The 21,616-nt window shown below is 68.9% G+C and carries 22 protein-coding genes; 9 read left to right on the top strand and 13 right to left on the bottom strand.

Going from position 1 to position 21,616, the window contains the following annotated elements:
• Positions 1-15: 15 nt before the first annotated feature.
• Positions 16-357 carry an FKBP-type peptidyl-prolyl cis-trans isomerase gene (locus GD429_RS03450; RefSeq protein WP_152855675.1) on the bottom strand — a complete coding sequence of 114 codons (342 nt, stop codon included), beginning with the start codon at positions 355-357 and terminating at the stop codon, positions 16-18.
• Positions 358-929: 572 nt separating this feature from the next.
• On the opposite strand from GD429_RS03450, the gene GD429_RS03445 reads away from it, so the two are divergent.
• Both GD429_RS03445 and GD429_RS03440 read left to right on the top strand, forming a co-directional pair.
• Entirely contained in the window at positions 930-1,847 is a 918-nt protein-coding gene (locus GD429_RS03445) for a metal-dependent hydrolase (RefSeq protein WP_152855674.1), read from the top strand.
• A 453-nt stretch (positions 1,848-2,300) separates the two neighbouring features.
• Positions 2,301-3,764, top strand: coding sequence for a sigma-54 dependent transcriptional regulator (locus GD429_RS03440; RefSeq protein WP_152855673.1), 1,464 nt, complete (start codon positions 2,301-2,303; stop codon positions 3,762-3,764).
• Positions 3,765-3,790: 26 nt separating this feature from the next.
• Here the strand turns inward: GD429_RS03440 and GD429_RS40260 are convergent, their stop codons facing one another.
• Together GD429_RS40260 and GD429_RS03425 are read right to left on the bottom strand one after the other, a co-directional pair.
• Positions 3,791-3,958, bottom strand: coding sequence for a hypothetical protein (locus tag GD429_RS40260; RefSeq protein ID WP_193727046.1), 168 nt, complete (start codon positions 3,956-3,958; stop codon positions 3,791-3,793).
• Positions 3,959-4,903: 945 nt separating this feature from the next.
• A complete protein-coding gene (locus tag GD429_RS03425) occupies positions 4,904-5,686 on the bottom strand; it encodes an ABC transporter substrate-binding protein (protein WP_152855671.1) in 783 nt (260 codons plus the stop codon).
• A gap of 247 nt (positions 5,687-5,933) precedes the next feature.
• Here GD429_RS03425 and GD429_RS03420 point away from each other — a divergent pair, with 247 nt between their 5' ends.
• Both GD429_RS03420 and GD429_RS03415 read left to right on the top strand, forming a co-directional pair.
• On the top strand, positions 5,934-6,353 hold the full coding sequence (locus GD429_RS03420; protein ID WP_034185167.1) for an MbcA/ParS/Xre antitoxin family protein: 420 nt from the start codon (positions 5,934-5,936) through the stop codon (positions 6,351-6,353).
• Positions 6,354-6,361: 8 nt separating this feature from the next.
• Positions 6,362-7,057: an RES family NAD+ phosphorylase gene (locus GD429_RS03415; protein ID WP_415748924.1), complete on the top strand. Its 696-nt coding sequence runs from the start codon at positions 6,362-6,364 to the stop codon at positions 7,055-7,057.
• A gap of 42 nt (positions 7,058-7,099) precedes the next feature.
• Here the strand turns inward: GD429_RS03415 and GD429_RS03410 are convergent, their stop codons facing one another.
• Positions 7,100-7,831: a metallophosphoesterase gene (locus GD429_RS03410; protein WP_152855669.1), complete on the bottom strand. Its 732-nt coding sequence runs from the start codon at positions 7,829-7,831 to the stop codon at positions 7,100-7,102.
• 139 nt (positions 7,832-7,970) lie between these two features.
• On the opposite strand from GD429_RS03410, the gene GD429_RS03405 reads away from it, so the two are divergent.
• Positions 7,971-8,624, top strand: coding sequence for a DUF1345 domain-containing protein (locus tag GD429_RS03405; protein WP_152855668.1), 654 nt, complete (start codon positions 7,971-7,973; stop codon positions 8,622-8,624).
• 6 nt (positions 8,625-8,630) lie between these two features.
• On the opposite strand, the gene GD429_RS03400 is transcribed toward GD429_RS03405, so the two are convergent.
• Entirely contained in the window at positions 8,631-9,299 is a 669-nt protein-coding gene (locus GD429_RS03400; RefSeq protein WP_152855667.1) for a glutathione S-transferase, read from the bottom strand.
• A 96-nt stretch (positions 9,300-9,395) separates the two neighbouring features.
• A complete protein-coding gene (locus GD429_RS03395) occupies positions 9,396-10,103 on the bottom strand; it encodes a class I SAM-dependent methyltransferase (protein WP_152855666.1) in 708 nt (235 codons plus the stop codon).
• Between the two features lie 304 nt (positions 10,104-10,407).
• Between GD429_RS03395 and GD429_RS03385 the strand changes: the two genes are divergently transcribed.
• On the top strand, positions 10,408-12,060 hold the full coding sequence (locus GD429_RS03385; protein ID WP_152855759.1) for a DUF3459 domain-containing protein: 1,653 nt from the start codon (positions 10,408-10,410) through the stop codon (positions 12,058-12,060).
• A 79-nt stretch (positions 12,061-12,139) separates the two neighbouring features.
• On the opposite strand, the gene GD429_RS03380 is transcribed toward GD429_RS03385, so the two are convergent.
• The 5 genes from GD429_RS03380 to GD429_RS03360 all read right to left on the bottom strand — a co-directional run bounded on the left by GD429_RS03380 (position 12,140) and on the right by GD429_RS03360 (position 16,841).
• Positions 12,140-12,724: a thiamine phosphate synthase gene (locus tag GD429_RS03380; protein WP_152855665.1), complete on the bottom strand. Its 585-nt coding sequence runs from the start codon at positions 12,722-12,724 to the stop codon at positions 12,140-12,142.
• A 28-nt stretch (positions 12,725-12,752) separates the two neighbouring features.
• Positions 12,753-14,096: a hemolysin family protein gene (locus GD429_RS03375; RefSeq protein WP_152855664.1), complete on the bottom strand. Its 1,344-nt coding sequence runs from the start codon at positions 14,094-14,096 to the stop codon at positions 12,753-12,755.
• Between the two features lie 76 nt (positions 14,097-14,172).
• Positions 14,173-14,952 carry a HAMP domain-containing sensor histidine kinase gene (locus GD429_RS03370; protein WP_321574375.1) on the bottom strand — a complete coding sequence of 260 codons (780 nt, stop codon included), beginning with the start codon at positions 14,950-14,952 and terminating at the stop codon, positions 14,173-14,175.
• A gap of 67 nt (positions 14,953-15,019) precedes the next feature.
• The gene (locus tag GD429_RS03365; protein ID WP_152855663.1) at positions 15,020-15,943 is read right to left on the bottom strand and encodes a DMT family transporter; all 924 of its coding nucleotides are present in this window, start codon (positions 15,941-15,943) and stop codon (positions 15,020-15,022) included.
• 40 nt (positions 15,944-15,983) lie between these two features.
• The gene (locus GD429_RS03360; protein WP_152855662.1) at positions 15,984-16,841 is read right to left on the bottom strand and encodes a LysR family transcriptional regulator; all 858 of its coding nucleotides are present in this window, start codon (positions 16,839-16,841) and stop codon (positions 15,984-15,986) included.
• A 109-nt stretch (positions 16,842-16,950) separates the two neighbouring features.
• Here GD429_RS03360 and GD429_RS03355 point away from each other — a divergent pair, with 109 nt between their 5' ends.
• The 3 genes from GD429_RS03355 (at position 16,951) to GD429_RS03345 (ending at position 19,997) form a co-directional block, all read left to right on the top strand.
• On the top strand, positions 16,951-17,334 hold the full coding sequence (locus GD429_RS03355) for a tautomerase family protein (protein ID WP_152855661.1): 384 nt from the start codon (positions 16,951-16,953) through the stop codon (positions 17,332-17,334).
• 126 nt (positions 17,335-17,460) lie between these two features.
• A complete protein-coding gene (locus GD429_RS03350; protein ID WP_152855660.1) occupies positions 17,461-19,113 on the top strand; it encodes a CHAD domain-containing protein in 1,653 nt (550 codons plus the stop codon).
• Positions 19,114-19,160: 47 nt separating this feature from the next.
• Positions 19,161-19,997, top strand: coding sequence for a TOBE domain-containing protein (locus GD429_RS03345; RefSeq protein ID WP_152855659.1), 837 nt, complete (start codon positions 19,161-19,163; stop codon positions 19,995-19,997).
• Positions 19,998-20,170: 173 nt separating this feature from the next.
• Here GD429_RS03345 and GD429_RS03340 read toward each other — a convergent pair whose 3' ends face one another.
• Positions 20,171-20,872: a sulfate/molybdate ABC transporter ATP-binding protein gene (locus GD429_RS03340; protein WP_152855658.1), complete on the bottom strand. Its 702-nt coding sequence runs from the start codon at positions 20,870-20,872 to the stop codon at positions 20,171-20,173.
• A gap of 64 nt (positions 20,873-20,936) precedes the next feature.
• On the bottom strand, positions 20,937-21,614 hold the full coding sequence (gene modB / locus GD429_RS03335) for a molybdate ABC transporter permease subunit (protein WP_152855657.1): 678 nt from the start codon (positions 21,612-21,614) through the stop codon (positions 20,937-20,939).
• Positions 21,615-21,616 lie beyond the last annotated feature (2 nt).

Genomic DNA, 21,616 nt, shown 5'->3' with positions numbered 1-21,616 from the left:
CGGCCGGGGGCGTCGTCAGACGTCGAGCAGTTCGACTTCGAACACGAGCGTCGCGTTCGGCGGAATCACGCCGCCTGCGCCGCGCGGGCCGTAGGCGAGTTGCGGCGGGATCGTCAGGCGACGCACGCCACCGACCTTCATGCCCTGCACGCCTTCGTCCCAGCCCTTGATGACCATGCCGCCACCGAGCACGAACGCGAACGGGTCGTTGCGATCCTTGCTCGAATCGAATTTCTGACCGTCGGTCAGCCAGCCCGTGTAGTGGACGCTGACGGTCTTGCCGGCTTGCGCTTCCGCGCCGGTGCCTTCGGTCAGGTCTTCGTATTTGAGGCCCGATTCGGTCGTGATGACAGACATGACTACTCCTGAAAGAGGGTTGCGTAAAACCGCTATTGTAGGCGAGCCCGCAGCGGGCCGTCGCACGTGGCTTTCACCCGCCGGCCCGCGTGCCGCGGACGGCTGCGAGGCAGCGCGCCCGCGATCGCCGCAAACGCGAATGGAACGTGCGTTTGAATTTTGCGCGGGCCGCGCGACCGGGGTTGCACCGTGCGAGTGCGCCGCGCGTATGAATCGGTGCTGCCGGGGCGGTATTCCATATGCCGCGCGCCGCCGCCGGATTCGTCGAAACGCCCGTCGCACGGGGCATTCGGGCAGATGGCGAGTCGCAGCGCCGACCGCCTCGCGTCGCTCGCAGGCCGGCGTGAGCGTTCGAATCGCGGCCCGCCCGGGCGCGGTTCGAACGTCGTTTTTTCCGCCTTTTCGACCGTGCCCTGTTTGGAAGCGCGCATCTACCGCGCGGCTTGCGCGCGCCGGCGCGGGCGGCCTATCTTTACATTTATCGATGTCAAGATTTTGGCGGTGCGCGATGCGCCGCCGGAGCCTGCGCCGGACCACGCGCCGGGCCGCTCCGGAACAGGAGAACGATGAACATGAAGTCAGCCGCTTCCGCCACCGCAGCCGGGATCATGCCGGTGCGCCGCGACCTGCGCTTCGACCTGCCGGTCGAACGCGCGAAGGACTGGCATGGCCTCGGGTCGCACGTGACCCATTTCTTCAACGCGCTGTCGCTGCTGTTCCCGGCCGGCGAGCGCTTCTTCATGGATTCGGTGCGCAATTACCGCGACCGGATCGACGATCCGGTACTGAAGCAGCAGGTGCTCGGCTTCATTGGCCAGGAAGCGATGCATACGCGCGAGCACGTCGAATACAACGAGCGGATGCAGGCGAACCGCTTGCCCGCGCGCAAGCTCGACAAGCGCGTGTGGGCGGTGCTCGGCTACATGAAGCGCAAGCTGCCGCATTCGGTGCAGCTCGCGCATACGATTGCGGCGGAGCACTACACGGCGATGCTCGCCGAGTGGCTGCTGCGCGACCCGACGCGCCTCGAAGGCTCGGTCGACGGCTACCGGCAGATGTGGATATGGCACGCGCTCGAGGAAACCGAGCACAAGGCCGTGTCGTTCGACGTGTGGAATGCCGTGATGAAGCCGGGGCTGCGCCGTTACCTGATCCGCATCGGCGTGTATCTGCTGACGACGCTGACGTTCTGGCCGGCCGTGTTCCTGATGCACGTGACGCTGCTGTGGCGCGATCGCGGCGCCGGACATCACGTGCGCGGGATGCTGCGCACGATCGCGTTCCTGTACGGGCCGCGCCGCGGGCTGTTCCCGCGCATCGCGGGCGAATGGCTGAGCTTTTTCCGGCCGGGCTTCCATCCGTGGGATCACGACAACCATCACCATCTCGCGCGAGTCGACGCGCTCGTCGCCGCTTACGGCGAACACGGCGGCACGCCGGCCGGCCGCGGCCGCGCGAACGCGCTGGCGCCGGTCGCGTCGGGCCGCTGACACAATCCGCCGCGCTGCCATGTGCGGCGTCGCACCGAGCATGTTGCGTTCCTGCATCATCCGGCTTCCTCTGACGATTGACCGAAATCAATCGGAACCGGCTGCGCGGGCGTCCGGCTGTCCGGTCGACCGGCCGCGCACATACCCGCCGACGGCCCGATTCTCCATGCGCCGCATCGTACGCGAACGCCGCGCGCCAGCACCGGCGCGGCTTTGCGCGCCGTGCGCCCATCCGTTCCGGGTTCGTGCCGCGCACGCTACAGGGATAACACCCATCTAGCCGCAGGCCGGCCGCATCGATATACCGTTCATGACAGTACCCACCTCACGCAGGATTCATGCACAGGGGGATTTTATTCGGACGGAAATGCGGCCAATATGTCGGTTCAATCGTGGTCCGTCGTACGCGGCGGCGAGCCGGCGCGCGATACCAACGCCAAGCGGGGAATAACGATGGTTGCAAGGTCACCCGACGCAGATGGGCAAGCGGCACCCGAGATGACGCACGTGTCCGTCACCGCTCCCGAGGCCGGACGCAAGCTGTTCGTGATCATGCGTACGCCTGACGAGCCGTTGCTCGCGCAACTGCGCGGGCTCGGCTGGGAGATCGCGGTCGCGAAGACAGCCGGCGCCGCGCAGAACATGACTTCCGGCGTAAACGTCGCCGCCGGGCTGGTCGATTTCACGGGGTTCACGTCGCGCGACTATCCGGCGCTGAAAGCGTGCCTGAGCCAGCCGGCGATCGGCTGGATTTCGATCGCGCAGGCCGGCATCACGATCGGTCCCGCCGTGCGTGAACTGATCCGCAGCTACTGTTTCGATTACGTGACGCTGCCGCTGCCCTACGAATGGATTTCGCATGTGCTCGGCCACGCGCGCGGGATGGCCGCGCTCGACCGCGTCGACGGCGCAGCCTATGCGGCGTCGATCGGCGAACACGGGATGATCGGCAACTGCGAGGCGATGCAGCAGTTGTTCAGCACGATCCGCAAGGTCGCGAAGACCGACGCCAGCGTGTTCATCTCGGGCGAGTCGGGCACCGGCAAGGAACTGACGGCGCTCGCGATTCACGAGCGTTCCGGCCGCGGCAAGGGGCCGTTCGTCGCGATCAATTGCGGTGCGATTCCGCATCACCTGCTGCAGTCGGAGCTGTTCGGCTATGAGCGCGGCGCGTTCACCGGCGCGAACCAGCGGCGAGCGGGCCGGATCGAATCGGCGAACGGCGGCACGCTGTTTCTCGACGAGATCGGCGACATGCCGGTCGAAAGCCAGGCGAGCCTGCTGCGCTTCCTGCAGGAAGGGAAGATCGAGCGGCTCGGCGGACAGGAATCGATCGCGGTCGACGTGCGGATCATCTCGGCGACGCACGTGGATCTCGACGGCGCGGTCGAGGCCGGGCGCTTCCGCGCGGATCTGTATCACCGCCTGTGCGTGCTGCGCATTCACGAGCCGCCGCTGCGCGCGCGCGGCAAGGACATCGACATCCTCGCGCATTACGTGCTGCAGAAGTTCAAGGCAGACAGCGGCCGCAAGATCAGCGGTTTCACGTCGGCCGCGCTCGATGCGTTGCGGCGCTACGAGTGGCCCGGCAATGTGCGCGAACTGATCAACCGCGTGCGGCGAGCGATCGTGATGGCCGAGAGCCGGCTGCTGACGCCGCACGATCTCGGGCTCGAGACGCCGGGCGAAACCGAACCCGTGACGCTCGAACAGGCGAGGGCGCTCGCCGAGCGAACCGCGATCGAGAATGCGCTGCTGCGCAACGATCACCGGATCAACAAGGCTGCCGCCGAACTCGGCATCTCGCGCGTGACGCTCTACCGGATGATGATCGAGCACGGGCTGAACGATCACGACAACAACGGCGGGCACGATGGCACGCCGCCCGGCGACGCGGGGCGGGAGCGCGTCGGCTGAGCGGTGCGTCAAGCGCGTGAACCGGCTCAGCGACAGGTCCAGAGCCGGTGCAGCACGAACGTGACGGGCACGCGCAACGCGTGCCCCGTTTCGGTTTCGCAGTATAGAGCCGTGCGATCGGCAGCCGGATCGGCCGGCCCCGCAATCGCCGTCCGGGCCTGCGCGCGATCGACGGCCCCGATGCCGCCGGGCATGTAAAGCGCATGAAACGTTTCGCGTCGGCAACCGGGCGAATTTCCGCTGGGAATCGGCCGATCGCAACAGCGCCGGTCGGAAAGAATTCCGTGCTCCATTATTCAGCCTTATCCCGCAAGGCTCGGTCGCTACACGGCCGGCGCGTGCCGCGCGACGCATGTTTCAGATTCGCAACTTCCGGCATTCCGCACCCGTTCCGGCCCTCATCCCGTGCGCCCAAACCCTTGTGCGGATGGGCGCGCGCGAAGCTGGCCCGCTCCTTGCGGATATGAACGTACGAAAGTCGACGACGCGAGGTCCGGCCGGTTCTGCAGCGAACCCTGTCAGTACCGGCCAGGACGCAGTCCGCGGGGATGCGGTGGTGGAGCGCGGCGCAGCAGCCGCGTTCCGGCGAGCATGGAACGTCGTCGCCTGATCGTCGGGGCGCCGGCATCGTCCGGTTGCCGGAACAAGCACCAGGCTGAAAACGGGGTAGAAAAATGATCGATCGCCACACGCCGCGGCCGGCAGGCCGCGATCGCAGTGATTCGGAGCATCGCCGGTCGAACGTCGTTCTCGCAGCCGGCCGGCATGCATCGACTGGCCATCTCTCCGCGCCCGGTGCGAGGCGGATCCGGCTGATTCCCGGTCATCCGCGCCGGGTCGGGACTTTCCTGCACGCAGACCCGACTCGAAAGGGCATGTGCGCACGGGCGCCGGTATCGCGACGCCCGATCTTCGCCTACTGAATTCGCACGAGATCCGGTCGCGTTGCCCATCGGTCGCGCGAACCATTGCAATCGATCTGCAATCCGAATCAGGTTCGACACGTTGCGCCGCGCGCGCGACCGAGGATGAATTCGATGCGGCGGCGAACGGCACGATGCCGTCGCCGCCCGGTGGTGAGGGGAGGGGCGGTCGGACGCGCGCGACGGGAGTAGCGCCCGTACGCGCGCGACGCCGTTTCAGCCGCCGTAGATGTCGAAGTCGAAGTACTTCGACGCGAGCCGCTTGTAGGTGCCGTCCTTGACCATGTCGACGATCGCGCGGTCGATCTTCGCCTTCAGGTCGGCGTCTTCCTTGCGCAGCCCGATGCCGGCGCCGATGCCGAGCACCTTTTCGTCGACGAGCTCGGGCCCGACGAACTGGTAGTTCGCGCCGCGCGGCGATTTCAGGAATCCGATCGCGGCCTGCACTTCATCCTGGAGCGCCGCGTCGAGGCGGCCCGAGGTCAGGTCCGCATACACGCCGTCCTGGTTCTGGTACGACACGACGTTCGCGCCTTGCTTGCCCCAGTACGCCTTCGCATAGGTTTCCTGCGTCGTGCCCTGCTCGACGCCGATCGACTTGCCCTTCAGCGATTCGGCCGTCGGCAGCAGCGGCGAGCCCTTCTTCACGACGAGCCGCGTCGGCTGGTTGTAGATCTTCGTCGTGAAGCCGATCTGTTCCGCGCGCTGCGGCGTGATCGACATCGACGACAGCACCGCGTCGAACTTCTTCGCCTTCAGCGCCGGAATCATCCCGTCGAAATCGTTCTCGAGCCACACGCACTTCGCCTTCAGGCGCGTGCAGATCTCGTTGCCGAGGTCGATGTCGAAACCGACGAGCTTGCCGTCGGGCGCCTTCGACTCGAACGGCGCGTAGCTGGCGTCGGTGCCGAAGCGGATCGTGGTCCAGTCCTTCGCGACGGCGGGGCCTGCGGATACCGCGAGCAGGGCGATCGAAACAGCGGCAATCAGTCTCTTCATGGTGCGTTTCCTTGGCGTGGTGCTTCCGGTTCTGTGCGACACGGTTCCGCGGACAGGACCGCGTCTGCACGCGCTGTCCGCACGGCCATTAACGCAGAAAATAAAATAAGAGTCCAGAATGGACAAAAAATATCGTTTTGCCGGAAGCGCGGGGCGGCCACCGCTGGCCGATCGTCGGGTGTCGACCCTTGCAAAAATACGAAAATGGACTAGTCTTGTTAGTGAATTCATTTCGAGACTAACCATCATGTCACAGCCTGCCTACGATTCGCATTCCGCCCCGCCGCAGGCTTCGTTCGCGCAGATGTCGGCGGCTGGCCTGCGTGCGTTTTTCAACATCGCGCGCGACTGGGAATTGACGATCGACGAGCAGATCGTGCTGCTCGGGTCGCCCGGCCGTTCGACGTTCTTCAAGTGGAAGGCCGCACCGGAATCGGCACGGCTGCCGCGCGATACGCTCGAGCGGCTATCGCTGCTGCTCGGCATCTACAAGGCGCTGCAGATCCTGCTGCCGCAGCCGGCCGCGGCCGACGCATGGGTCAAGCGGCCCAACGACGCGGCGCCGTTCGGCGGCAAGCGCGCGCTCGACCGGATGCTGGCCGGCAACGTCGGCGATCTGGTCGCCGTCCGGCAATATCTCGACGCGATGCGAGGTGGCTGGGCGTGACGATGACGATGCCGATCGAAGCAAAACAATGGCCCACGACCGCCGTCGACTGGGCGCCTGCCTATCGTGTGATCCCCACCCGTTTTCCTGCGATCAACCTGTTCGACCGCGTCGCGTCGGCGGACGATTTCGACGCGCTGTACGCGCTCGAATCACTGACCAACGACCGCATCCGCAACGAAGTCGGTACGCTCGACCTCGTGCCGCCCGCCGAGCGCCGCTACGGGCTGGGCTGGGGGCCGATCATGGCCGCGTTCACGCACCTGAATCCGCAGGGCAGCCGCTTTTCCGACGGCAGCTACGGCGTGTTCTACTGCGCCCGCTCGCGCGACACCGCGATCGCCGAAACGCGCTATCACGGCGCGCTGTTCCTGGCCGCGACGAAGGAGCCGCCGATGCGCCAGCAGATGCGGCTCTACACGGTGTTCGCGCAGGGCGACGTGGTCGACGTGCGCACGTGGCCGCAGCGCGATCCCGCGTTGCTGCATCCGCTCGATTACAGCGCGGGGCAGGCGCTCGGCCGCGCGGTGCGCAACGCGGGCGGCGCGGGGATCGTCTATCCGTCGGTGCGCGACCCGCGCGGCGAGTGTCTGGCCGCATTCCGCACCGCGCTGCTGCGCGACTGCCGTCATGCGGCCTACCTGGAATACAACTGGAACGGCTCGGCTGTCGACGCCGTGTTCGAACTGAACCAGGTCGGCTAGCGTTCGCTCGCGGGCCGTTGCGGGCGTGAAGGCGCGAGGGGACTAAGGCAGCGGCCAGTCGCCCGCGTGGCGTTCGCGCGCCTCGGCCTGCGTCATCGACCACGTGCTGCCGGTGCGCGGCTCGGCGAGCGTGAGCCGCCCGGACGGCGCGAACGCGCCGGTGTCGATGAACCACTGCGCGCCGATCCGCTGCGGCGCGCGCACGGGCGTGTGCCCGGTGCAGGTCAGCGACAGTCCGGCCTGCCGCGCCGGATCGGCGAGCCCCTGGACGAGATCGCGGCCCCAGATCAGCCGTTCGCGCACGTCGTGCGAATAGCTGCCGGTGTCGAGCTCGGCGTCCGAGCCGAAGAATTCCGCGTGCAGCACGTTGAAGCGCTCGGGGCCGTCGCCGATCACGCGCACCAGCGGCAGTGCGTCGACGCGTGCCGCATGCGCGTGCAGCCGCTCCGGCGGCAGGTCGGCGCCCCAGTCGCCGCCGATCCCGCGCCACGCGTCGGGCGACAGCTTGCCGCGCGACACGAGGCTCAGCACTTCCTCGTGATTGCCGCGCACGACATGGCACCACGGGCGGTCGAGCAGGTCGAGCGTGGTTTCGGAGGCGGGGCCGCGGTCGACGAGATCGCCGACCGAGAACAGGCGGTCGCGGGCCGGATCGAAGCGGACGTCGTGCAGCAGCGCGCGCAGCACGTCCACGCAGCCGTGCAGGTCGCCGACGACGAAGTCGCGGCCGGCCGTGTTCGCTGGGTGGCGGCAGAGGGAGGCGGTGGCAGTCATCCCAGTATCTTAGGCGCTCGCGCCCATCGCCACGTCACGACGGAATGGCGATAATCGGGGCGCGGTACCCGCCGGCGCGGCGCAGCGGGCCGCACCACGCGCCGTTCGAACCCTTTCCATCCGCTTTCGGAATTTCACGATGACGTTTTATCCGCAGGTATTACGCAACCGGCCGCGCATGGTCGCGGCGTTCGTCGCGGGCTTGCTGTGCGCGGTGCTGCTGCCGTTTCAGCTGCGTCCGACCGCGCGTGCGCTGATCGGCTGGGATTGCGCGATCTGGCTGTATCTCGTGCTGATGTGGGTGCGCATGGTCACCGCGCGCCATCACAAGGTGCGCGAAATCGCGATCCGCGAGGACGAGAACGCGACCACGGTGCTGACGGTCGTGTGCCTCGCGACGGTCGCGAGCGTGGCCGCGATCGCGATCGAGCTGGCGACGGCCAAGGGCGTCGGGTTTCGCGCGGGGCTCGGCCATTACGCGGTGACGGGCGCGACGCTGTTCGGCGCGTGGTTCCTGATCCCGACGATCTTCACGCTGCACTACGCGCGGCTCTATTACGGTTCGCCGAGCAGCGACCGCGCGCTGCGCTTCCCGGACCAGCACCCCGAACCCGATTACTGGGATTTCCTGTATTTCGCGTTCACGCTCGCGGTGGCGTCGCAGACGGCCGACGTGTCGCTGGCGAACCGCTCCGCGCGGCGCGCGGTGCTCGCGCAGTCGATCCTGTCGTTCTACTTCAACATGGCCGTGCTCGGGCTGTCGATCAACGTCGCGGCGGGGTTGCTGAGTTGACGCCGGTTACTTGAGCAGGTCGTACGGGCCGCCGCGTTCCAGCGCCCGCCGGTACGCGGGCCGCGCGTGGATCGTGTCGAGAAAGCGCGCGATCGCGGGGTACTGGCTGCCGCCGCCGCGTGCGGTCGCGGCTTCGAGCGGGAAGCTCATCTGGATGTCGGCCGCGCTGAAGCCGTCGCCGACGAACCAGCCGGTGCGCTTCAGCGCGCCGTCGATATGGCCGAGATGCAGCGCGATCTGCGGATCGACGAAGCCCGACTGCAGCGTCGTGGCGATCTTGCGCGCGATCGGCCGCGCGAAGAACGGCATCGGCGCATGCGCGATCCGCAGCGCGACGAGCTTGAGCAGCAGCGGCGGCATCGCCGACCCTTCCGCGTAGTGGAGCCAGTACGTGTAGTCGTGCCGCTCGGGCGTGCCGGGCGGCGGCGCGAGGCGCCCGTTGCCGTAGCGTTCGACCAGGTACTCGATGATCGCGCCCGATTCGGCGTACGTGCGGCCGTCGTCGGTGACGACGGGCGACTTGCCGAGCGGATGGATCGCGCGCAGCGCGGGCGGCGCGAGCATCGTTTTCGGGTCGCGCTCGTAGCGCACGATCTCGTACGGCACATCCAGCTCTTCGAGCAGCCACAGCACGCGCTGCGAGCGCGAGTTGTTCAGGTGATGGACGGTGAGCATGTCGAGGCCGGAAGGGGGGCGGGAACGACATCATACCCAGCGCGCGTGGCGTGTATGCGAATCGCATCGCTCATCGTTTCGAGCCGCTTCGAGCCGTTATGCGCGCCGCACCGCGATCCACGCGCCCCAGAACAGGCTCGCGAAAAAGCGCAGCGGCGCATCGAAGCCCGCATCGCGCAGCAGGTCGAACACGGCTTCCTCGGACGCGGGCGGATCGGCGCCCTGCAGGATCTTCGCGAGTTGGGTTCGCACGGCGTCGGGCGTGGCGCCCTTCATGCGCCAGCGCTGCTGCCACGCGTCGAGCAGGCGAGGGTGGTCCGCGTAGCGGCGATGATTGCCGGCGAGCACGAGCGGCGCGCCGGGCTTCAGGCGTCGCGCGATCGCGTGCAGCAGCGCCGCCTTTGCATCGTCGCCCGGGACATGATGCAGCACGCCGATCAGCGTTGCGCCGTCGAACGCGGGTGCGTCGGGCAGCGCATCGACGTTGTCCTCGACGAACGCCGTGCGCGCGCCGAAGCCCGCGGCTTCGACGTTCGTGCGCGCGAGCGCGAGCATCGGCGCGGACGGGTCGACGGCCGTGATCCGCCACCCCGGTTCGAGCGCGGCCGCCACGCAGATTTCCTGCCCCGTGCCGCCCGCGCCCGCGACGAGTATCCGCGCATCGGGCGCGCCGATCGCCGACGCGAGCATGCACGCGGTGAGTTCGTGGCAGGCATCGTAGCCGGCGAGTGCGATGCGGGATTGCTCGGCGTATTCGTGTGCGCGTGCCGGATCGAATTTCGCGGCGCTGGCGGGAAGCGACATGGCGGGTTCCTCGGGTCGGGCGCGGACGACGTGTCCGCGAGCATGGCGCAGAGCGTAAGCGCGCGTGGTCGACGCAACAAGGCGAGCGGTCATTCCGGTATGCCGACTACCCGATTCGGCGAGCGTCGGACTGCCGATTTTCCGGGGGTCGATTCGCATTTAAAAATGTCTGACCATGATGCATCGCGGTGGCGAATCCGGCGCATACTCGGTCCTCTCCCCCCGCCTGGCCGTCGCATGCCGGGCCCCGATGCGCCGCGCCAGTGGCGCGGCCATGCCGCTCGGCACGCACGAGGAGCGCATGATGTCCGATTGTCCGCACGATCCGTACGCGCAGCACTACATTCATTGTTTGCCGTTTGGCGCGCAGCCCTGCGGCGCGCTCGGCACGACACCGCGCACGCATTTTCGCGTGTGGGCGCCGGGCAGCACGCAGGTCCAGCTCGAGCTCGATACCGGCTACGGCCCGACGCTCGTCCCGATGACGGCCGCCGGCCCGAACTGGTTCGAAGTGTTCGCCGATTGCGGCGCGGGTGCGCGTTACCGCTATCGCCTCGACGATGCCGTGTCGATTCCCGATCCCGCGTCGCGCTCGCAACCCGAAGGGCTCAACGGCCCGAGCGAGGTCGTCGATCCGCGCGCGTTCACGTGGCGCAACACGTTCTGGCGCGGGCGTGCGTGGGAAGACATGGCGCTCTACGCGATTCGCCCGCACGCGGTGGGCGGCTTCGCCGGCGTGCGCCGCCGCCTGCCGCAGCTCGCGCGCCTCGGCGTGACCGCGCTGGAACTGCTCGCATCGCCGCACGACAGCCTGCCGTTCGCGCCGCTTGCGGTTGAAGGCGGCCCCGATGCGCTGAAGGCGCTGATCGACGACGCGCACGGTTTCGGCCTCGCGGTGCTGCTGGAACTCGACTACGCGCGCTTCGGCAGCGGCACCGACGCGCTGCGCCACTTCACGGAGCCTTTTTTCCATACACGCGACGATCCGCTGCAGGCGCCGCCGCTGGCGCTCGATCATCCGGACGTCTGCGATTTCTTCTGCGACAACGCGCTGTACTGGATCGACGAATACCGTTGCGACGGGCTGCGCCTGCGCGAGGCCGACCGGATCGACGTGTCGTGGCTGCGCGAGATCGCGGATCGCGTGCGCGCGGCCGTGCCGGCCGACCGGTTCATCCATCTCGTGCTCGGCAGCGAGCGGCATCCGGCGCATCTCGCCGATACCCATTTCGATGCGCAGTGGAACGGTTGCGGCGAACGCGCGCTGCACCGGCTGACGGGGCGAGACACATCGCCCCATGAAGGCATTTCCACGCACCAGTCGATCCATACGCTCGCCCGCGCGCTGACCGCGGCTGGCGCGGCGTTTCAGCCGGCCGCGCCGGCCGAAGGCATGGCCGCCGAAACCGGTCTGTCGTTGACGTCGCTGGTGCTGTCCGATGGCGCGTGGCGCGACTGCGGTCAGGGCGAGCGAGGGCAGGAGGCCGGCCTGGCCGGGCTCGCGCTGTCGCTGCTCACGCCGCAGATCCCGCTGATCTTCGACGAAACCGCGCGCGACGCCGATCGTGCGCATTTCGTGCAGTCGGCGCTCGCGGTGCGCGCGAAGCTGATCGCGCCGCGGCTGTCCGATTGCCGGCCGCAGGACGCGCATGCGCTGAAGGCGGGCGGCGACGGCGATGCCGACGCGCTGCTTGCGTCATGGCGCCTTGCCGACGACGAGACGCTGACGATCGCGTTGAACCTGTCGCCCGATGCGGTGCCGTTCGATGCGCCGAGAGGGCAGGTCGTGTTCGAGACGCCGGCGCGCGCGCGCGACCGGGTCGATGAAGGGGAGTTGCCGCCGTATTCGCTCGTCGCGTGGCTGACGGGCGACGTCAACCGGTATGCGCTCACGCACGACGTGCGTCGCATCGACGATGGCTCGTGGCGCGGGGCGCGTCCGAACCTGAACGCCTGAAGAACGCCTGGGCGAGTAACTATCCGAACGGCCGAGGGCGCTTCCGCGCCCGGCGGCTGTTTTGCCGGAACGCCCCGGGCTACCAGAACCCGCGAATGCCTGCGATGCCGTACGCGCCGTGGCGGCGCGCGTCGTCGAGATGCGCGCGGGTCATTCCGCCGAGCGCGTAGACGGGCATCGCGGCCTGCGCGGCCAGCGAGTCGAATCGGCTCCAGCCGAGCGCCGGCGCACCGGGGTGGCTGAGCGTCGGCAACACGGGCGACAGCGTGACGAAATCCGCGCCGACGCGCGCGGCCAGCAGCAGGTCGTCGTGCGTGTGGCAGGCCGCGGACACCCATCGTCCGGCCGGCAACGGCCGCTGCGCGGCGGCGCGCAACGCGGTGCCGTCGAGATGCCAGCCGGCGCCGTCGAGCCGCATCACGCCGGCCGCGTCGATCGGGCCGTTCAGCATCAGGTGCGCGCCGGCCGCATCGCAGCGCGCGAGCGCCGCGGCGGCGAGCCGCGCGAACGCGGCCGCATCGAGCGATTTCACGCGCAGTTGCACGAGCGTCTCGCCGCGCGCGAGCACGGCCGACAGCCGGTCGAGGAACGCATCGCAATCGGCCGCCGACGCGGACGCCGGCTCCGGCGTGATCACGCAGCAGCGCGGCAGCGTTGCGTTCATCGCGTGCGGCGCCGACAACGAGAAGCCGTCATTCGTCGGCCTCCTTCGCGATCTTCGGATAGACGCGCACGAGCACGATGCGCGGCCCGTTCATCTTCTTCACGACGACGTCGAAGCGGTCGAACGACACGCGCTGCCCTTCGTTCGGCAGGTCGCTGAGCGCCTGGATCACGAGGCCGCCGACCGATTCCGCGCGGCCTTCGTCGATGTCGATGCCGAGCGCCTGCTCGAGCGACACGACGGGCAGGCTGCCCTTGCCCATCAGCGTGCCGTCGTCGAGGCGGCTCCAGTCGGCATCGCCCTGGCGGAACTCGTCGTGGATCTGGCCGACCAGCGCGCCGAGCAGGTTGTCGAGCGTCAGGAAGCCGATCGGCTTCTCGCCCTTGTTGCCGACCAGCGCGAAGTGCGGCGCACCCTTGCGGAAGCGGCGGAACAGGTCGAGCGCCGGGGTGTCGGGCCTCACGTACTGCACGGGGCGCACGTAGTCGGACAGGTCTTCGAGCGCCGCGCCCGCGTGGCGCGCGAGCAGCAGGTCCTTCAGGTGGATCAGCCCGCTTACCTGTTCGCGCGACGCGTCCTCGAACAGCGGATAGCGGCTGAAGCGGTGCCGCGCGACGATCTCCATGTTGTCGGGCAGCGGCAGGTCGCGCCGCAGGCCGATCATTTCATGGGCCGGCCGCATCAGGTCCGATACGGTCATCGACGAAAAATCGAGCGAATGCGCGAGCGTGTTCCACTCGTCGTTGCTGTACGTGCCGCGCGCCGGCTGTGCCGTGTTGCCGGCCGTGCTACGGCGGCTGCGCAGGATCAGCTTCAGCTCATCGGTCGAGTAATGCGCGTCGCCGCCGTGGTCGGCGGACAGCCCGGCAAGCCGCAGCACCGCGTTGGCGCTGTTGTTGAGCACCCAGATCGCCGGATACATCGCCCAGTAGAACGCATAGAGCGGCAGCGCGACCCACAGGCCGACCTTCTCGGACTGGCGGATCGCCATCGATTTCGGCGCAAGCTCGCCGACGACGATGTGCAGGAACGAGATCAGCGAGAACGCGAACACGAGCGAGATCAGGTGCACGACGCGTTCGGACTGCACGCCGATCAGGTCGAGCAACGGGCTGAGCAGTTGCGCGAAGGCCGGTTCGCCGACCCAGCCGAGGCCGAGCGACGCGAGCGTGATGCCGAGCTGGCACGCGGAAAGATACGCGTCGAGCCGGCCGTGCACGATGCCGAGGATGCGCCCGCGCAGGCCGTGCTTGCGGGCGAGGGTCTTGACGCGCGTCGCGCGCAGTTTGACGAGGCCGAATTCGGCCGCAACGAAGAACCCGTTCAGGGCCACCAGGAACAACGCGCCGATGAGCGCGAAGATCTGTAACAAAGAATCGCTCCGGTTATGACAGGCTCATCAGTATAGAGCCTGAAATGGATTTGTAATGTTTCGGGCGGCCGATTGCTTACACCGGCGCCTCGCAGGGAACGGCGAGCGTGATGGTGGCGGTCGCACCGTCGGTGAACGCGGTATGCGAGAACGTGCCGCCGTGCGCGAGCGCGACGCGCTGGCACAGCGCGAGCGCCCATGCGATCCGCTTCGCGTCGCGCTCGCGCAGCATCTCGCGCCGCGCGAACGATTCGAACGCATGCGGCTGCGCGGGATCGGCGAGCGCGTCGGCGCTGACGGTGCAGGTGGCGCGCACGACGAACTGCGCGCCGTCGCGCGTGCACGCGAATGTCACGCGGCTGCCGGTGGCGCTGGCCTCGACGGCCGCCGTCAGCATGGTCCAGAGGGCTTGCGCGATGCGTTCGCGGTCGGCCGACAGCGATGGCTCGCCGTCCGGCAGCGTCGCGTCGAGCGCGACCTGCCGCGCGTCGGCGAGCGCGAAACGGACGAGCGCGAGCGTGTCGTCGAGCAGCGCGCGCAGCGCGAGCGGCCGCGGCGCGATCGCGAGCGTGCGCGTTTCGGCGCGCGGTGCATCGAGCACGTCGTCGATCAGCGTCACCTGCTGGTCGATGCCCGTGCGGATGCCCGCGAGCGCGCGCTGCAGGTTCGGATCGGCATTGGCGAGCTGGCGCTCGAGCACGTATGCCCAGCTATGCATCGCGTTCAGCGGGCTGCGCAGGTCGTGCGACGCGGTGGAGAGCGCCTGGTCGCGCAGGAACAGCGCCGCCTGGGTGGCGTAGTGCGCTGCGCGTTCGCGCAGCAGGTCAGCGGCGGGATCGACGGAAGTGGACGTCACGGAGCAGGCCTGTCGGAAGCGGTTGGCGTGGAAGTCACGCGAACCGCCATTATAGGGACGGTGCGTGTCACGCCGGCAGCGCGTCCTCGTCCTTTTTCCGCGCGTCGCCGTTCGGCAGCAACTGGCACGCAAGCAGGCCGGCCAACATCAGCGCGCAGCCGACGAGCGCGCGCAGCGTCAGCGTTTCGCCGAGCGCGGCCCAGCCGGCGATCGCCGCGAACACGCCTTCCATGCTGAAGATCACGGCCGCGTGCGCGGGTGCCGCGTCGCGTTGCGCGACGACCTGCAGCGTATAACCGATGCCGACCGACAGCAGCCCGCCGTACAGCAGCGTCGGCAGCGCGCCGCGCAGCATCGCGACGCTGATCGGCTCGACGGCCAGGCCGACCGCGAGGCACGCCACGCCGCAGACGACGAACTGCATGAACGCGAGCACGAGCGGATCGTGGCGTTTCGCGAGATGGCCGACCGCCATCACGTGCGCGGCGATGATGACGGCGCCCGCGAGCTGGAACCAGTCGCCGTAGAGCACCGAGAAATGCTCGTCGATGCTGAGGAAATACAGGCCGATCGCCGCGAGCAGCGCGCCGAACCACGTGCCGGCGCCGATCCGGTGGCGCGCGAACACGCCCATCAGCGGCACGATCACGACGTACAGCGAGCTGATGAAGCCCGCGTTGGCGACCCGCGTGTACTGCAGGCCGAACTGCTGCAGCGAGATCGACACCGCGAGCAGCCCGCCGAGCGCGAGGCCCGGCAGCAGCAGCGCCGGCTCGCGGCGGATCGCCGCGAACTGCGCGCGCGACGCCGCGTTGAGCATCAGCAGCGGAACCAGCACGAGCGCGCCGAGCAGGAAGCGCAGCCCCGTGAACAGGAACGGCCCGATCACGTCGAGGCTCAGTCGCTGCGCGACGAACGCCGAGCCCCAGATCGCGGCGGCGGCGAGCATCAGCAGGTTGGCGTGGAGGTGCTTGCGGGCTTCGGGCTTCATTGGATTCTTCTGAAGATTGCGGGCGGCGAAACTCCACAGCTTACGCCGAGATTGCAAGGCTGTCGGCAAACCTGCGCAGCGCGGCGGCCGCACGTGCGTCGCGCACGCGCGAATACAGCACGACCTGCGACTGCGGCAGCGGCGGCAGCCCGAATTTCGCGCCGACGTCGACCAGCGTGCGCGGCGCGACACGCCGCGCGAGCGGACAGACGGCGAGCCCCGCCGCGGCGGCCGCCGTGACCGCCGCGACACCGCCGCCCGTGAAGCGTTCGCGCCACGGCCGCCCCGCATGGTCGAGCGCACGCAGTGCCGCGGCCCGCACGCCGCACGGGCCGGCCAGCACCGCGAGCGGCAGCGGCTCGCCAGCACGGGGCGCCCAGTCCGGCGCGGCAAGCCAGGCCAGCGGTTCGGCAAACAGTAGCGTGCCGTCCTCGCGCGGCGGGTCCTCGCCGGGTTCGTGCCGCACGATCGCCGCGTCGAGCCTGCGTTCGTCGTATTGCGCGAGCAGGCCCGCCGACATCCCGAGATGCATTTCCAGCGACAGCCCCGGATCCTGTCGATGCAAGCTCGTGAGCACGGCCGGCAGGTCGGGCACCGCGACGTGTTCGCTGACGCCGAGCGACAGGCGGTGCGTGCCGGCCGAGATTGCGCCGAGCGCGTGGTCGTGCGCGTCGAGCAGCGCACGGGCCGCCGGCAGGAAGTTCTCGCCGTCGGCGGCCAGCTTGACCACGCGCGGCGTGCGCGCGAGCAGCGGCTTGCCGAGGTGCGCCTCCAGCCGCTTCAGCTTCAGGCTGACGGCCGATTGCGTGGTGCCGAGCGCATCGGCGGCGCGGGTGAAGCTGGCGAGATCGGCAACCAGCACGAACGCGCGCACGGCATCGAGATCGAGTACTTTCATTTCAAATGAAAATGAATGAAATATTCATTGATGACTGTTCATTATAGTTAGGCGGGCCTAACCTGACGTCGTGTTTCCGTTCTTCAACGTCACCGACAGGAGCAGGACCATGCCATTCACCCGTATCGCAGTGCGCGAAGGCAAACCGGCCGCATATCGCGCGGCGCTCGTCGACGGCGTGCATCGCGCGCTGATGCACACGTTCAACGTGCCCGAGGACGACATCTTCATGGTCGTCACCGAGCATGCGGCCGAGAACTTCGTGTTCGGCCGCCACTATCTCGACATCGAACGCAGCGACGATCTCGTGATGATCCAGATCACCGCGAACAACACGCGCACGCTCGAGCAGAAGCGGGCGTTGTACCGGACGATCGCGGAGAACCTCGCGCGGCAGCCCGGCGTGCGGCAACAGGACGTATTCATCAGTCTTGTCGAGGTGCTGAAGGAGGACTGGTCGTTCGGCAACGGCATCGCGCAATACGCCGGTTGATGCGCGACAGGGCGACGGGGCCGGATCGTCGCCCGCGCGTTTTGACGGCGTGTACTATGGAAGTTGCTTCACGGACGACGCCGGCGTGGACGACGCGCCGGCGATTCTTCATGTGCAGGAGCTTCCATGTCGCGTGTGCTGGAAATCGTGTTGTCGTTGTCGCTGGAAGGCTGGCCGGTCAAGGCTGCGAGTCGCGCCCGCGGCACGCAGCGCGATTTCGGCGCCGAACTCGTGCGCGCATGGCGGATCTGCCCGCAGGTCCGGATGCGCCGAGGCCATGAACGCGTGACGATCGAGCCGTGCCAGGTCGAGGAGGCCGAGCCGAGCCCCGGCGCGAGCTGGTGGACCTGGGTCGAGTCGAATGCGCATGGCAGGCGGGTCGTCGCGTCCCGCACGAAGGTGTTCGCGCCTGGCGTCACGCAGCGCGAACTGTTCGACGCGGAGCACGCGGGCATCGTCGTCGCGATGCCGCTGCCCGCGACGGCCGCCGCGGCCGATGCCGATGCACCGACGGGCGAAGTCGACGAAGCCGACGAAGCTGACGGTATCGCGCCGGACGCCACCGAGCGCCCTATCGCCGGCACGCCGCAGGAATCGTCGGCGCTGCGCCTCGTGAGCGAACGGCGGCGCGGGCGGTGGGCCGACGACAGCGGTGTCGTGGTCGAAATGACGCTCGACGACGTCACGCTGCACGGCGGCGACGAGCCGCCGCGCCGCTACGTCGAGCTGCGTCTTTCCGCGCCCGACTGGGAAACCTCCGCCGCGCGCACGGCCGCGCTGCACACGCTGTTTGCCGCGGCGCGCGAACTGAGCGGCGCGTGGCCCGCATTCGTGCAACTGACGAGCGTGATCGACCGCGCCTGTGCGGGCGAGCCGGCCGCCGCCGGGCCGGTCAAGGCGCGGCTCGTCGACCTGACCGGCATCCGCACGCAGCGCGCCGCGCTGTTCGCGCTGTCCGGCGACATCGTCGCGCAATGGCTCGGCAACGAGGGCGGCGTGCTCGATCGCGACGATCCCGAATTCGTGCACCAGATGCGCGTCGCGCTGCGCCGTTTGCGCACGCTGATGCGCTTCTTCCCGCTCTTTGCCGACCGCCAGTGGCAGGAAACGTTCGGTGCCGACCTGCGCTGGCTTGCCGCGCTGCTCGGCACGGTGCGCGACTGGGACGTGTTCTCGACCGAAAGCCTGCCCGCGCTGATCGCGGCCGACGATGGCAGCGCCGACGCCGACTGGAACGGCACGCTCGACGCCGCGCGCGCGCAATCCATGGTCGCGCGCGGCGAGTTGCGGCAAGCGCTGCATTCGGCCCGCTATGCGCGGCTGACGCTCGGCTGGCTCGAATGGCTCAGTACGCTCGCGCTGCCGCCTGCCGAAGGCGGCGACGCGCCGTCGCTGCGGCGTCATGCGACGAAGCGCGTGCGGCGGCTGTTCGGCCATCTTTACGCATCGCCGTCGCTCACGTCGCTCGATACGGCTGCGCGCCATCGGGTGCGGATCGACACGAAGCGGCTGCGCTATGCGCTCGAATTCTTCGCGTCGCTGGCGTCGCGCCGCACGCGCAACGAGACGGTCAAGACGCTCGCGCGCGTGCAGAGCGTGCTCGGCGAAGCGAACGACACGATGGCCGCGCTGCATCATCTCGAGCAACTGGCGGCGCCGCCGTACCAGCTCGGTTTCGTGCGTGGTTACGGCGCGGCGCTCGAACAGCGTGCCGCGCACGACGCGGAGGTGCTGCTGGCCAGCCTGCGTCCGCCGAAGCTCGACGGCAAGCGGGGCTGAGCGGCGCGCGCTGACTATAATTGCCGACCGTTTCCCGCACCCATACGATGACCGACGCACCGCAACCTTACCCGTCCTCCGAACCGCTCGAACTGGGCGGCGAGCTGTGGCTGCGCGCGGGCGAGCAGACGCTCGGCGGCGCCACGCGCATCGCGCTGCTCGCGGCGATCGGCGACACCGGTTCGATCACGCGCGCCGCGAAGGCCGTCGGCCTCAGCTACAAGGCTGCATGGGATGCGGTCGACACGATGAACAATCTCGCCGGCGAACCGCTCGTCGCGCGTTCGACGGGCGGCAAGGGCGGCGGCGGCACGACGCTGACGCCGCGCGCGACGTCGCTGATCGCCGCGTTCCGCACGATCGAGCGCGAGCATCGTCGTTTCATCGAGGCCGCGAGCGCGGCCGTAGCCGGGTTCGACGTCGACTGGGCGCTGATCGGCCGGATCGGCATGAAGACCAGCGCGCGCAACCAGTTGTTCGGCAAGGTCGCATCGATCGTGCGCGGCACGGTCAACGACGAAGTGACGCTCGCGCTGCCAGGCGGGCAGCCGATCGTCGCCGTGCTGACGCACGAAAGCGCCGATGCGCTCGGCTTGCAGGAAGGTGCGGCCGCATGCGCGCTGGTGAAGGCGTCGTGGGTCGTGCTGGCGGTCGACGATGGCGGGCCCGACCTGAAGGTGTCCGCGCGGAACCGGCTGCGCGGCAGCGTCGAATCCGTCGCGGCGGGCGCGGTGAACAGCGAAGTGACGCTGGCGCTCGACGGCGGCGGCACCCTGACGGCCGTCGTCACCAACGAAAGCGCCGATGCGCTGCAGCTCGACGCCGGCCGGCGGGCGATCGCGCTGTTCAAGGCATCGAGCGTGATTCTCGCGGTGACGGGCTGACGGCGCGGGCAGGGCGGCGCGCCGCGGCGATCGTGTGACGGACGGGGCGAAGCCGGCGCCGGACGTCGTCTGCATGGCACCGGCTTCGTTTCCGTTTTCAACTCATGCCGCGAAGCGCGGCTTCTCTCAGGCTCCAACGTGGCTGCCGGCGCCACGGCCTCGGCCTCGCGCGCTCACGCGACGCGCGTCGGCCACTCGGCGTGCGGCGGTGTCGCCTGCACGCGTCCTTCGCTCAATTGCACGACCTGGTCGCCGAACGCGGCGACGTCGTCCGGGTCATGCGAGATCAGCACCATCGGGATGTCGAGCCGCGCCTGCAACTCGGCGAGCTCGTGGCGCATGCGCTGACGCATCGCGGCGTCCAGCGCCGCGAACGGTTCGTCGAGCAGCAGGATCCGCGGTTGCGCGACCAGTGCGCGCGCGAGCGCGACGCGCTGCTTCTGCCCGCCCGACAGTTGCGACGGATACTGCCCCGCGAGCGCTTCGAGGTCGAACGCGCGCAGCCAGTACGCGACTTCGGGCGGCACCGTCTTTGCGCGCGGGTTGCGCAGCCCCGACGTGAGCCCGAACGCGATGTTCTGGCGCACGTTCAGATGCGGAAACAGCGCGTAATCCTGGAACAGGTATGCGACGCGGCGTTCCCGGGTCGGCACGTCGATGCGGCGCGCGGCGTCGAACAGCGATTCGCCGTTCAGCGTGATCGTGCCGGCGTCGGGCGACAGCAGGCCGGCGATTGCCTGCAGCGTCATGCTCTTGCCCGCGCCGGACGGCCCGAACAGCACGACGCGCTGCGTCGCTGCCGTGAACGACACGTCGAGCGTGAAACGGCGCTCGGCGTTCGCGTAGGTCTTGCGGATGTCGACGATGAGGCTCATGCGGGCCTCCGCCGAAGCAATCCGGCCGCCGCACGACACAGGCGATACGGACAAGGCAGGCGCTTCATGTCAACTGGCTCCGCCGGGCGCGCGACGGCACGAGCCAGCCGGTCGCGAGCAGCACGAGCACGCAGGTGATCGACGTCACCAGCACGAGGAAGTTGGCCGTGTTGTCGTCGCCGGCCTGCACGGCCGCATAGATTGCAACCGACAGCGTCTGCGTGCGGCCGGGCAGGTTGCCCGCGATCATCAGCGTCGCGCCGAATTCGCCGAGCGCGCGCGCGAACGCGAGCAGCGCACCCGCGAGAATCCCGCGCGTGGCGAGCGGCAGCGTCACGCGGAAGAACACCGCGGCTTCGCCGAGCCCGAGCGTGCGCGCGGCGCGCTCGAGATGCGGATCGACACCTTCGAACGCGGCACGCGCCGACTTCAGGATCAGCGGAAACGCGACGACCATCGATGCGATGACCGCGCCTTGCCACGTGAAGACGAGCTCGATGCCGAGCTTGTCGAGCCACGCGCCGAACACGCCGCGCCGGCCGAGCAGCACGAGCAGGTAATAGCCGAGCACCGTCGGCGGCAGCACGAGCGGCAGCGTCAGCAGCGAATCGACGACATCGCGCAGCGGCGAGCGCCAGCGCGCGAGCATGAACGCGGCGGCGACGCCGAGCACGATGTCGAGCGCGGTCGCCCAGCCGGCGACCTTCAGCGACAACAGCAGCGGTACCCAGGCGTCTTGCATCG

Source organism: Burkholderia sp. BE17 (assembly GCF_009362305.1).
Taxonomy (GTDB): Bacteria; Pseudomonadota; Gammaproteobacteria; order Burkholderiales; family Burkholderiaceae; genus Burkholderia; species Burkholderia pyrrocinia_C.
The sequence above is the reverse complement of the archived record's forward strand: the minus strand, read 5'-3'. Positions and strand labels throughout refer to the sequence as shown.